We start from the raw sequence: 12,706 nt of genomic DNA, 5'->3' as shown, positions 1-12,706 counted from the left end.
TTTGCCAAAATGGCCGGGTTTGAAAAACCCATCATGCACGGGCTGTGCACCTACGGCTTTGCATGCCGGGCCCTGATTGCCAAACTGATCCCGGGCGAGCCCGAACGCATGCACAGATTGGACTGCCGGTTTTCAAAGGCCCTTTATCCGGGAGATCCCATCAAGACCCGAATCTGGAAACTTGAACCCGGCCGGGCCGCTTGGGAGGTGGTCAACGAAAAGACCGGCGATACGGTGATCACAAACGGCATATTTGAATACGGCGAAGTACCGAAGGACGAAATCCGTTTTGACGGACAGGTGGCCATTGTCACCGGCGCAGGCGGAGGGCTGGGCAGGACTTACGCCCTGGATCTGGCCCGCAGGGGGGCAAAGATGGTGGTCAATGATCTGGGCGGTGCCAGAAACGGCACAGGCCAGGGATCCGCAACGCCGGCCCAGAAGGTGGTGGATGAAATCATTGCCGAAGGCGGAGAAGCTGTTGCCAGCTACGACAGCGTGGCCACGGCAGAAGGCGGGCGAAACATCGTACAGACCGCCATGGAAAACTACGGCACCGTGGACATCCTGATCAACAACGCCGGGATTCTGCAGGACAAAAGCTTTGTAAAAATGGCCCCCGACACCTGGCAGGCCGTGCTCGACGTCCACTTAAACGGAGCTTATAATGTCACCCGGCCGGCATTTTCCGTTATGCGCGAAAAGGGCTACGGCCGGATCATCATGACCACTTCGGCAGCCGGGCTTTACGGCAATTTCGGCCAGACCAACTATTCGGCCGCCAAAATGGGCATGGTGGGATTGATGAACACCCTCAAGCTCGAAGGCCGCAAACATAACATCCGTGTCAATACTGTGGCCCCGCTGGCCGCCTCCCGGCTCACCGAGGACGTGATGCCCGCCGAATTTCTCGACAAGGTCAGGCCCGAATTTGTCTCGCCCCTGGTGATGTTTCTCTGCTCGCAGAGATGTCCGGTTTCCGGCCATATTTACAACGCCGGCATGGGCAGATTTAACCGCGCCGCAGTGGTCACCGGCCCCGGTGCGGTGGTGGGAGATGCGCAATCGATTCCCACGGCCGAACAAGTGGTGGACAAACTCGATCAAATCCAGTCCCTGAAAGGCGGCAAAGAATACAGTGAATTAAACCAGCAGGTGGCAGACGTGATCAACGCCTTTTCCCGGCCGGCCGGCGATAATGGACAATCAGCGGAGACGTGATGAAATCCCAGCTCATTGAGAAACTTTTTGCCCCATAGAGTGTTTAACCCTCTGCCAATCTTATAAAAAAACACAAGGAGTGAAAAAATGATCGGCATCACTTCATACGGCGCATACGTCCCCCGGCTTCGGCTTTCGCGTTCGGCCATCTACCAGGCCATGGGCTGGTTTGCCCCGGCCATTGCCATGGTGGCCCAGGGCGAGCGCTCCATGTGCAACTGGGACGAAGACGCACTGACCATGTCCGTGGAAGCCTCCAGAAACGCCCTGCAGAATGCGGACAAACAGGCTGTTGACGGAATTTATCTGGCTTCCACCTCGTTTCCCTTTGCAGACCGGCAAAACGCCGGCATTGTCTCCACGGCCTTAAATCTTCGCGAGGACATCACCTCCGCAGACTTCACCGCCGCCCAGAAGGCCGGCACCACTGCCCTGGCAACCGCCCTGGAAGCAGCTGCGGGAAAAGCGGACAAAACCCTTCTGGTCACGGCCGCAGACTGCCGCCAGACCAAGCCCGGGGGTTTTTACGAGATGTGGTACGGAGACGGTGCAGCCTCCTTTGTGGTGGGCAGCAAAGACGTGATTGCCCAATACCAGGGAAGCTATTCACTGTCCTGCGATTTTGTGGACCATTACCGGGGAGCGCAGAACCGGTTCGACTATACCTGGGAGGAACGCTGGGTAAGAGATGAGGGCTATTCAAAGATCATTCCCGAGGCGGTCAACGGACTTTTAAAAAAACTGGATCTGCGCATGGATGAAATCCACCGGCTGGTCTACCCGTGCTATTTCAAGTCCGAGCACAAAAAAATCGCCATGAAACTGGGCGCAGACCCGGAAAAAGTCATGGACAACATGCACGAGGTATGCGGGGATACCGGTTCTGCCCACGCGCTTTTGATGCTGGCCGCGGCCCTGGATGTTGCCGGGCCCGGTGAAAACATCGTGGTGGCCGGATTCGGCCAGGGAAGCGACGCCCTGTGCTTTACGGTCACAGAAGAAATCGCCCGATTCAGGCAAGCGCCCGGGGTTCAAAGCGTGTTGGACAACCGGGAACCCGTGGACAACTACCCCAAATGGCTGGTGTTCCGGGATCTTCTGGAGCCGGAAATGGGCATCCGGGCAGAAGCCCCCACCCAGACGGCCATGACCACCCTGTGGCGCAAACGCAAAATGATCCTTGGGCTGGTGGGCGGCAAATGCAGCAACTGCGAAACGCCCCAGTTTCCCAAAACAGAGGTGTGCGTCAATCCCGGGTGCACGGCCCGCCACACCCAGCAGGATTACGAGTTTGCCGGCCAGCCCGCACGGGTCAAGACGTTTACCGGTGATATGCTGGCGGTATCCTATGACCCGCCCCACATCTACGGCATGATCCAGTTTGACAACGGCGGCCGGTTCATGGCCGATTTCACCGACTGCAAGCTATCTGAAGTCAAGGTGGGACTGCCCATGCAGATGGTGTTTCGCAAACGCACCCAGGACAAGGAGCGCGGTTTTGTCAACTACTTCTGGAAGGCCCGGCCCGTTGCCGGAGCAGTCGAAGAAATGGCAAAAATCCGCTTTGAAGGCCAGGTGGCTGTGATCACCGGCGCCGGCGGCGGACTGGGAAGGGCCTATGCCCTGGAGCTGGCATCCCGGGGTGCCAGTGTGGTGGTCAATGATCTGGGCGGCGCCAGAGACGGCACAGGCCTGGAATCGGCCGCACCGGCACAACAGGTGGTGGATGAAATCACCTCGGCCGGCGGTCGGGCAGTTGGCAATTATGATAACGTGGCCACCGCCGAAGGGGGACAAAACATCATTGCCTGCGCCCTGGACAACTACGGCCGGGTGGATATCGTGATCAACAACGCGGGGATCCTGCGGGACAAAAGCTTTACCAAAATGGAACCCGAAAACTGGAACGCGGTTTTGGCGGTTCACTTAAACGGCGCTTTCAACGTGACCCGCCCGGCATTTGAAGTCATGCGCACCCAGGGCTACGGCCGGGTGATCATGACCACTTCAGCGGCCGGACTATACGGCAACTTCGGCCAGGCCAATTATTCGGCCGCCAAAATGGCCCTGGTGGGCATGATGAACACCCTGAAACTGGAAGGGGCCAAATACGACATTCGTGTCAACACCATCGCCCCCCTGGCCGCATCCCGTCTGACCGAAGACATTATGCCGCAGGAAATGCTTGACCGGATGAAGCCAGAGCTTGTCACGCCCATGGTGGCCTATCTGGCAAGCGAACAGTGCCGGGAATCAGGCCGCATTTACAATGCCGGCATGGGCTATTTCAACCGGGCCGCGATTCTCACCGGCAAAGGCGCCAGGCTCGGCAGCGGCGAAAACCCGCCCACCCCCGAAGAGGTGGCTGAAAACTTTGAGCAGATCACGGACATGACCGGGGCAGAACCCATTGACGATGCCAATGCCGCCCTGTTTGCATTGATGTCACCACAGGAAACCAAAACAGCATCCTGAAAAACGGTCAGTTTCGCTTTGATGGATCCAAAAAACCGGAAAAAAAGGATTTTCGGCACAGCATTGGATAAATGAGGAGGCAGAATATGGCAACAGGCATCAGGGATAAAGTGGCAATCATCGGCATGGGGTGCACCCGTTTCGGGGAAAGATGGGACGTGGGTGCAGAAAAACTCATGCTTGAAGCCTTTGAAGAGGGACTGACCGATGCCGGCATTGCACCGGCAGACATTCAGGCCGCTTGGTTTGGCACGTGCATGGATGAAGTCAACGTGGGCAAAACCGCCATGCCGCTGGCTACCACCCTCAGGCTGCCCATGATTCCGGTTACCCGGGTGGAAAACTACTGCGCCACGGGCACCGAGGCATTCAGGGGGGCCTGCTATGCAGTGGCATCCGGGGCATATGACATCTGCCTGGCCCTGGGAGTGGAAAAACTCAAGGACACCGGCTACGGCGGTCTGCCTGCGGGCGGTTCCAACACCGGCTCGCTCATGTGGCAGTGGTGGCCGAACCTCACAGCTCCGGGCTCTTTTGCTCAGCTGGCCAGCGCGTATGCCGCCAAGTACCGGATCCCGGACGCGGACCTGAAAAGGGCCATGGCCCACGTATCGGCCAAAAGCCATGAAAACGGGGCCATGAACCCCAAGGCGCATCTGCGGAAAAAAGTCTCCGAGGACCAGGTCATGGCCGCCCCGATTGTGGCCCATCCCCTGGGTTTGTTTGACTGCTGCGGGGTCAGCGACGGATCGGCCTGCGCCATTGTCACCACCCCGGAGATCGCACAGAAAATGGGCAAAAAGGATTTTGTATCTGTCAAGGCCCTGCAGCTGGCCCTAAGCAGCGGCGAGGAAATCGGTTTTAACGACTGGGACGGGGATCATTTCATGACCACCGCAAAGTGCAGTACCGCGGCCTACAAGGAGGCCGGCATTGACAATCCCAGAGAGGAAATCAGCATGATGGAGCTACATGACTGCTTTTCCATCACAGAGCTGGTCACCTACGAGGATCTGCACATCTCCCAACGCGGAAGGGCCGTCCACGACATTATGGACGGATTCTACGACCGGGGCGGCCAGTTGCCCTGCCAGATCGACGGGGGACTGAAATGCTTCGGCCATCCCATCGGCGCATCCGGGCTGCGGATGCTCTACGAAATGTATCTCCAGTTCCATGGCCGGGCCGGGGACCGCCAGATCCAAAACCCGCAGCTGGGCATGACCCACAACCTGGGCGGTTTTCCATTCCAGAACATCTGCAGCATCGCCATTGTGGGGAAATACAAGGGATAGGGATAGGGATAGGGACAGAAGACAGAGGGCAGAGGGCAGAGGGCAGAAGACTGAAAACAGAGGACAGCGGGTGGATATCAGGCTTCAGGATCCGGCGAAATGCCTGGCATGAAAGCAAACCTGTCAAACCGTTCGCAGAAAAACGCCCGGCAGACCCCGGGCCGGCGACTGTAAACCGTGCACCTGCCCGAAGCCTCCAGGCACGGGCAGGCCAGAACCGTCCGTTTTGCACCAATCTGCAAAGGCACCCGGAGCCCGGTTTCCGGGTGCCTGCCGCAGCAGACATACACATTTTCCTCCATGTCGCAGGCTTCACAGGGATTTGTCATTGCCCGCCACAACCGCCAAAAGCGTTTGTATCCACGCACGTGAAAAGAAAAACAATCTTGTCATAAAACCCAGATTACGTTAGAATTGCGAAAAACCCTGATAACAAGGATGGCCTATGCTCAAGCACACACTGTCAAAACTTGAGGAAAAAATCAAGACTTCCGGAAACATACCGGAAGACAAAAAACAGGAATACTACGAACTGCTCAGCCGGTTAAACGAAGAAATCACAGATTTGGCTGAAACTGATCTGCAGCGGGCCGAAAGCATCAAAAAATTCACCAAGGCCTCGGCCCACGAAGCCACCCGCGAGGAACTGGACCCCAATCTGCTGGAGACCTCCATCCAGGGACTGCGCGAATCGGTCCGGGAATTTCGCACCTCCCATCCCAGGCTTGTGGACACGGTAAACGATATCTGTATTTTTCTGTCCAAGCTCGGCATTTAAGCCAATGCCGCCCAGAGGTTGTCTTTTATTGCCATTTGAACAAGCCTCATAAAAAGGACGCAGTCATGCCAGCTTCCACATCACAATCAACCGAAACCATAATTGCCAAAGACGGCACCCCGCTTTTCACCCGGCACTTTCCGGCCGGGTCTGACCCGCGCGCATGCATGGTCATCGTCCACGGCCTGTGCGAACATTCGGGCCGGTATGAACAAATGGCTGAATTTTTGAACAAAAGAGGCATCCGGGTCACTGCCTATGACCAGCGGGGGCACGGGCAAAGCGGCGGACCGCGAGGTCATGTGCAGGACTTTGATCACCTGACAGACGACCTGATGCAGGTGATCCAAAAATGCCGGCAGCAGATGGATGAAAATCTGCCCCTGCTGAGCGTCCCCCTGCTGCTGCAGGCCGCAGGTGACGACCACTTGGTGGATGCCGGCGCTTCGCGCAAATTTTTCGAACAGATCAAATCTTCTGACAAAACCCTTCATATATATCCCGGCCTGTCTCATGAAATCTACAACGAAGAGCCGTCCCGCCGGCAGCAGGTTTTAACGGATCTGGAAATCTGGCTTGAAAACCATGTCCGGTGAGAGACCTTCAATGATACGGGCCATGCGGGACTGGCTACACCGGCAATTTTCCGATCCCCAGGTGGTGATCCTCTGGGCAATGCTTCTGGGGGGGTTTCTGCTGGTGATTCTTTTGGGCCGGATGCTACAGCCCGTGTTTGTGGGCCTGATCATCGCCTATCTGCTCGAAGGCATCGTATCCCGGCTTGAAACCTGCCGTATTCCCAGGGCCATTGCCGTCACCCTGGCTTTTACCATTTTCATGGTCTGCTTTCTTGCCCTGATCATTGGGCTGCTGCCCCTGCTTTCCAGACAGATCGCGCAATTGATCCAGGAGCTGCCCGCCCTGATCACAAACGGCCAGCAACAGCTGATGCAGCTTCCGGAACGCTATCCCGAACTGGTCTCGGAAGAACAGGTCCGGCAGGTAATCAATTTTTTAAAAACCGAGCTCACGCGCCTGGGCCAGAGTGCGGTGGTGTTTTCAGTGGCTTCGGTGCGAAACCTGATCACCATTCTGGTCTATCTTGTGCTCGTACCCCTTCTGGTGCTGTTTTTCCTCAAGGACAAGGACAGAATCATTGGCTGGTTCAAAAAGTTTCTGCCCAAAAACATGGGCCTGGCCACAGAGGTGTGGCAGGAGGTCAACGATCAGGTGGCCAATTTTGTCCGGGGCAAAATCTGGGAAATCATTATCGTCTGGACGGTGAGCTATGCCACCTTTACCCTCCTGGATCTCAATTATGCCCTGCTGGTGTCTTTGTTTATCGGCCTATCCGTGCTGATTCCCTATATCGGGGCAACGGTGATGACCATTCCGGTGGTACTGCTGGCCTTTTTCCAGTGGGGCATCGGCCAGGAATTCACCTACACGGTGATCGCATACGGCATCATCCAGCTCATTGACGGCAACATCCTGGTGCCCCTGCTGCTGTCCGAGGTGGTCAACCTCCATCCGGTGGCCATTATCGTGGCCATCCTGGTGTTCGGGGGGCTATGGGGTTTCTGGGGCCTGTTTCTGGCCATTCCCCTGGCCACTCTGGTGCATGCGGTCATCAAAACCTGGTTTTCCATAAAATCGGAAAAAACCGGATAATTTCTTTACCACGCAATACAGGAGGCAATCATGCGGGAAATTGACACACCCAGGGTCTACCTGGTGGCCAAAACCACCCTGGTATCCGAAGGGTTAAACGCCTATCTAAAAGATATCGGCAATCCGGACTGGCAAACCGACCCCAACGTTGCAGACGGGGAAAATCTGATCGAGGCCGCCGGCCGCATGTGCTACCGCTCCTGGCAGCCCTGGGACCCGGCCAAGCCCGAGGCCTCCAACCCCAATGTCGGCCGGGTACGCCGGGGCAATGACCGGTATCTGGCCAACGTGCTCAAAAGCGGCCACGGATCCGTGCTGGAGCACGTGAATGCCACATTTATCTTCAGAAACGTCTCCCGGGTGTTTACCCATGAACTGGTCCGCCATCGCGCCGGAATGGCCTATTCCCAGGAAAGCCTCAGATACGTGCGCTTGGATGATCTTCCGGTCTGGATCCCCGACTCAGCCAAATCCAACCCGGAAGCAGAAAAAAAATTCCGGGAGGTGGTGGATTTTCTGGAAAACACCCAGAAGGAGCTGGCTGATATCTTCGGCATTGCCGACATGGATGATTTTGCCTCCAAAAAGATGCTCACCTCCATGTTCCGGCGCCTTGCCCCCATCGGCATCGGCACCACCATCATGGTCACCGGCAACCTGCGGGCTTGGCGCCACATCATTTCCATGCGCACGTCCGTTCATGCAGAAGAGGAAATCCGGCTGGTGGGCGACCAGATTGCCCGGATCTGCAAAAAGGAATTTCCCAACGTATTCCAGGACATGTTTCAAGACGAGCAAACCGGTGCCTGGGGCTTTGATCACGCCAAGGTATAGCCGGATGCGCCAATGAAAACCATGAAATCCATCCGGTTTGAAAACCACCAGGTGATCACCAAAGAAGCCCCCCTGCCGGAAATCAGTAAAACCGAGGCCCTGGTGAAGGTTTCCATGGCCGGCATCTGCGGCACGGACACGGAAATCTTTGAGGGCTATGCGCAGTTTTCCGGAATTGCCGGCCACGAGATGGCCGGAGTGGTGTGCCGGGCCCCGGGGAAACCGGAGCTGGAAGGCATGGCGGTGGCCGCGGACATCAACTGCGGCTGCGGCGCTTGTCCATGGTGTGCCGCCGGCGATCCCCATCATTGCCAAAACCGGCAAGTCATTGGAATCCGGGGCAGAAACGGCGCTTTTGCCGAGTACTGCGCCGTGCCCGCAGAAAACCTGCACGTGATTCCCCAAGGGCTGAGCATGGAGCAGGCCGTGTTTGCCGAGCCTCTGGCTGCAGCCCTGGAAATCACCCAGCAGGTCCACATTGTCAACACGGATAAAATCGCGGTTCTGGGCGACGGCAAAATGGGCCTGCTTTCAGCAATGGCCCTTGGCCACGCAAGCGGGCGGGTCACACTCATCGGCCGCCATGCCCGGAAGCTGGCCATTGCAGCGTCTGCCGGCATTGCCACAATGCAGACCGCCGCAGACGAGCCGGCCCAGACGCTCAGAAGCCGGTTGGGGGTCTTTGATCTGGTGGTGGATGCCACCGGCGCTGCCGAAGGCATCCAAACCGCTCTTTGCCTGGTGCGCCCCGAAGGCACGGTTGTTGTGAAAACCACGTCCCGCGATCCTTCCCGGATTGACCTTTCCGCGGTCGTGGTCGATGAAATCCGCATCCTGGGCTCAAGATGCGGAGACATTGGCCTGGCCCTGCGCTACCTGGAGCGCGGCTGGGTTGATGTCAGTGCCCTGGTGGAAAAGATCTATCCCTTCCACCGGTTTGAACAGGCCTTTGCCCATGCCCGGCAAAAGGGCAGTCTCAAGATCCTTGTGGATTTTGAGCACAAGGCCGGCCAGGGCCATTACTGAAACAGTTTCTGCAGCCCCTTTTCAATGACTTTCCGGGTTCCTTCCTCGGTCAACTGCTTTTGCAGGCGCGCCTTGTCCAAAACAAAACGGGGTTTTCCCAAAGATCCGCCCAGGGCCACGGGCATGCGGGTCCATCCCTGCTCATCTGCAAGCAGCTCACCCACAAAACTGTCTGATGACAGACGGCTGGAAAATCCCGGGGCCAGGGCCAGGTTCAGGTTCATGTCCAGGGCACCGTTTAGGCCGATGGTGCCGGTGGGCTTCATTTTCACGTCCTTTCCGGCAAAATCGGAAACCAGCCGCAGTTTTCCGTCATCAATTTCAAAATCACCCTCAAATGACTTGAAATCAATGGATTTCAAGTCCCCTGCGCCCAGGGCGGATGCCAGACCGCCGGCAAACTCCTCTCCGGTGATTTTTCCATCTGAAATCCGGATCTCGCCCTGCCCGCTTAAAGCCTGCCGCATCTGCTCCCAGACCGTTCCCTGGCCGGAAACATTGATCGTAGCCGATGTCCGGCCCAGCAGTGTGCCTGCAGCCTTCGGGTAAAGTCCGGATACCAGAGCATCAGCGCTGATCTCTTCCACGGAAAAATCAGAATCATAGGAAAGTCCGGCAACACCCAGATCCACCCGGGCGTTTCCGGAAATCGCGCCTTCAGCCAGCCGTGCCGCCAGGGTTTCCACGGTAAGCACGTTTTTGGCCAGCTTATAGCCAAGCTTCAAGTCAGTCATGGCAAGGCCTTTGTAAACCGCCTTGTCCACATCGACCTGCCCGTTTACTGAAACCGGCAGATCAAACGGGCCCAGAGGGCCATCTTTGCCAGCAGGAGCCGGTTTTGAAGATTCAGACGAACCCGGCTTTGCCCTGCCCTCTTTTTCTTTCTGCCGGGGCTGCGATGTCTGAAGCGCGGCCATGAGTTTGTCGATATTTAAATTGTCGGCATGGATGCGATTTTCAATTTTCAGGGGCTTGGAAAGAAAATCCGTTACCGTAAAATCCACGGAAACCACATCATCGCCAAGGATGATCTCAAGTCCCTCTGTATGGATTTTTTGAGATGAGAGATCAATGGTGCCGGTGACAACCGGCCGGAGTCCTTCAATGGCGGCCCGGGCCTGGTTTTCCAAATAAGGGGCAAAATCAACAATGTTGAAATCATCGAGTTTCACATTCGCCTGGATTTGAGCATTTGCGGCATTGACCGTGCCTTTGGCAGAAAACGGCGCCTGGCCGAGCCGGGCGGCCATCTCAAAAGGAAAGGACTGATCCTGGGAAATGTCTTTGGCAGAGGCGTTAAACCCGCTGATCTCATATTCAAACCCATCTGTTCCGGCCCCGTGGTCGGCAAAAAACACTGTGCCGTCTTTGACCTGCAGCCGGCTGACCAGCAGATTGATACCATTGCCCTGTTTGCCTTCGGATGCCGGAGCCGCGGATTCTTCTTTTTGCTCAGACGAAGACGACCCTGTAAGCAGGTCGCTGAAATTAAATGTGCCGTCTTTATTCCGGACAACGCGGATCTGGGGTTTTTCCAGGCGGATTTCATCGACCACCACCTGTTTTTTCAAAAGCGGCCAAAACCGGTAGCGGAGCACCATTTCATCTGCGGCCACAAAATCCTGATCGGTATCCTGCATGCCAATGCGCACATCCCGGATCACCACCCCGGAAAACAGGCTGATATCAATGTCGCCAATGGCTACGCTCCGGTTAAGGTTTTTCTCGGCAAGGGGGACGACTGTGTCCCGTACCCGCTCCGGGGTGATCAAAAACCTGGCCGCCACAACCAGCACAATGATCAGTACAACAAAAACCCCTGCAACAATGCCCAAAATTTTTCCCGCCTTTTTCATTTTTTCACCCCTTATGATTATTTGCACGCTGTATTTCACCGCCAGCCGCAATCCTTTTCAAACATACGGATTGCTTCCTATTATCAGATCAAATTTGATGCTTGTCAAACACAGCCGGGGACGTGACAACGATGGCATCGGCACAACCAGGGCATAACCATCTTGTGACGGTTTTCGCATGCGCCGCGTCGGGTGCGTTTTGTTTGTCTGCGGCGTGCTTTCGGCGATTGGCCCGGGACTTTGGCTGGAATTTTAAAAACTCGGGCTGATCGCCCTCAGACAGTTTAAAATTCCGGGCGCCAAAGCCCCGGGCCAATCTTTTGCCGAAACCGCGCCAATGCAGTCAAACAAACCACCCCCGCCCCGGCTCATGGCCAAGGTACTGGGAATATGCGGCAGAAATGATTTCCGGATACTGGTCCGAAATTGGTGAATGTGAAAGGGTTTTTCCAAAGTGTTTTGAAGCGTTATCGAATTCGGGCATAGCCCCCAAGAAAGCCCGAAGGGCGGGGACGGGTTTTTGAAGCGACATTGAACGTTTTTGCGGGAAAATTCAGCCGATGCCGGAGCCGGAAAATTTCAAACTGTTTGAGGGCGATCAGCCCGAGTTTGTAAATTTCGGCGAAGGCAGCGGCTGAATCCGCAAAACGATCAGGAGCGAAAAAATCCGGCCCCGCCCTTTGGGCTTTCTTCCACCAGACCACCACCTTCACCGCAGGCAACGTGACAACGACGGCAGCGGCACAAACATGGCATAACCAGCTTGGGCAGATTTTCGCATGCGCCGGGGCGGGTGCGGTTTGTTTGTCTGCGGCGTGCTTTCGGCGATTGGCCCGGGACTTTGGCTGGAATTTTAAAAACTCGGGCTGATCGCCCTCAGACAGTTTAAAATTCCGGGCGCCAAAGCCCCGGGCCAATCTTTTGCCGAAACCACGCCAATGCAGTCAAACAAACCACCCCCGCCCCGCCACATGGCCAAGGCTCTGGAAATATGTGCCGGCAATTGTTTTTTGCCGGAGAGTCCTTTGACATTTGAACCAATCCAGCGCTAATGATCCGGGAGGGTGTTTTCAGGTGTTTTGCAGCGTTATCGCATTTGGATATGGCCCCCAAGGAAGCCCGGAGGGCGGGGGCGGGTTTTTGAAGCGACATTGAGAATTTTTGCGGAAAAATTTCAACCAGTCTGAGACCGGCAGGTCGAGTTTGTAAATTTCGGCAAAGGCATCGGATGATTGGCGCAAAAAGGATCAGGAGCGAAAAAATCCGGCCTCGCCCTTTGGGCTTTCTTCCTCCAGACCACCACCTTCACCGCAGGCAACGTGACAACGACGGCAGCGGCACAAATATGGCATAACCAGCTTGGGCAGATTTTCGCATGCGCCGCGTCGGGTGCGGGTTGTTTGTCTGCGGCGTGCTTTCGGCGATTGGCCCGGGACTTTGGCTGGAATTTTAAAAACTCGGGCTGATCGCCCTCAGACAGTTTAAAATTCCGGGCGCCAAAGCCCCGGGCCAATCTTTTGCCGAAACCACGCCAATGCAGTCAAACAAAC

General features: G+C 56.3%; 10 protein-coding genes. 8 read left to right on the top strand and 2 right to left on the bottom strand.

Going from position 1 to position 12,706, the window contains the following annotated elements; all coding sequences use genetic code 11:
- The 3 genes from R6U41_RS09910 to R6U41_RS09900 form a co-directional block, all read left to right on the top strand.
- Positions 1-1,221, top strand: a 1,221-nt coding sequence (locus R6U41_RS09910) for an SDR family NAD(P)-dependent oxidoreductase (protein WP_410269677.1), incomplete at its 5' end; no start/stop codon positions are given.
- An 87-nt stretch (positions 1,222-1,308) separates the two neighbouring features.
- On the top strand, positions 1,309-3,696 hold the full coding sequence (locus R6U41_RS09905; protein ID WP_410269676.1) for an SDR family NAD(P)-dependent oxidoreductase: 2,388 nt from the start codon (positions 1,309-1,311) through the stop codon (positions 3,694-3,696).
- Between the two features lie 86 nt (positions 3,697-3,782).
- Positions 3,783-4,991, top strand: a complete 1,209-nt coding sequence (locus R6U41_RS09900) for an acetyl-CoA acetyltransferase (RefSeq protein WP_410269675.1) — start codon at positions 3,783-3,785, stop codon at positions 4,989-4,991.
- Between the two features lie 77 nt (positions 4,992-5,068).
- Here the strand turns inward: R6U41_RS09900 and R6U41_RS09895 are convergent, their stop codons facing one another.
- Complete coding sequence (locus tag R6U41_RS09895; RefSeq protein ID WP_410269674.1) at positions 5,069-5,320, bottom strand: hypothetical protein; 252 nt, start codon at positions 5,318-5,320, stop codon at positions 5,069-5,071.
- A 116-nt stretch (positions 5,321-5,436) separates the two neighbouring features.
- On the opposite strand from R6U41_RS09895, the gene R6U41_RS09890 reads away from it, so the two are divergent.
- From R6U41_RS09890 to R6U41_RS09870, 5 genes are all read left to right on the top strand, one after another.
- Positions 5,437-5,769 (top strand): DUF4404 family protein, encoded by a 333-nt coding sequence (locus R6U41_RS09890; protein WP_410269673.1) that lies wholly within the window; start codon positions 5,437-5,439, stop codon positions 5,767-5,769.
- 65 nt (positions 5,770-5,834) lie between these two features.
- Entirely contained in the window at positions 5,835-6,365 is a 531-nt protein-coding gene (locus tag R6U41_RS09885) for an alpha/beta hydrolase (protein ID WP_410269672.1), read from the top strand.
- Positions 6,355-7,440 carry an AI-2E family transporter gene (locus tag R6U41_RS09880; protein ID WP_410269678.1) on the top strand — a complete coding sequence of 362 codons (1,086 nt, stop codon included), beginning with the start codon at positions 6,355-6,357 and terminating at the stop codon, positions 7,438-7,440. The genes R6U41_RS09885 and R6U41_RS09880 overlap by 11 nt, the downstream gene beginning before the upstream one ends.
- Before the next feature lie 30 nt (positions 7,441-7,470).
- The gene (gene thyX, locus R6U41_RS09875; protein WP_410269671.1) at positions 7,471-8,274 is read left to right on the top strand and encodes an FAD-dependent thymidylate synthase; all 804 of its coding nucleotides are present in this window, start codon (positions 7,471-7,473) and stop codon (positions 8,272-8,274) included.
- A gap of 12 nt (positions 8,275-8,286) precedes the next feature.
- Positions 8,287-9,300, top strand: coding sequence for an MDR/zinc-dependent alcohol dehydrogenase-like family protein (locus tag R6U41_RS09870; protein ID WP_410269670.1), 1,014 nt, complete (start codon positions 8,287-8,289; stop codon positions 9,298-9,300).
- Here R6U41_RS09870 and R6U41_RS09865 read toward each other — a convergent pair.
- Positions 9,294-11,156, bottom strand: coding sequence for an AsmA family protein (locus R6U41_RS09865; RefSeq protein ID WP_410269669.1), 1,863 nt, complete (start codon positions 11,154-11,156; stop codon positions 9,294-9,296). The genes R6U41_RS09870 and R6U41_RS09865 overlap by 7 nt on opposite strands.
- Positions 11,157-12,706 lie beyond the last annotated feature (1,550 nt).

The organism is Desulfosalsimonas sp. (assembly GCF_046483245.1).
Classification (GTDB): Bacteria; Desulfobacterota; Desulfobacteria; order Desulfobacterales; family Desulfosalsimonadaceae; genus Desulfosalsimonas.
This window is presented reverse-complemented; position numbering and strand designations above follow the sequence as displayed.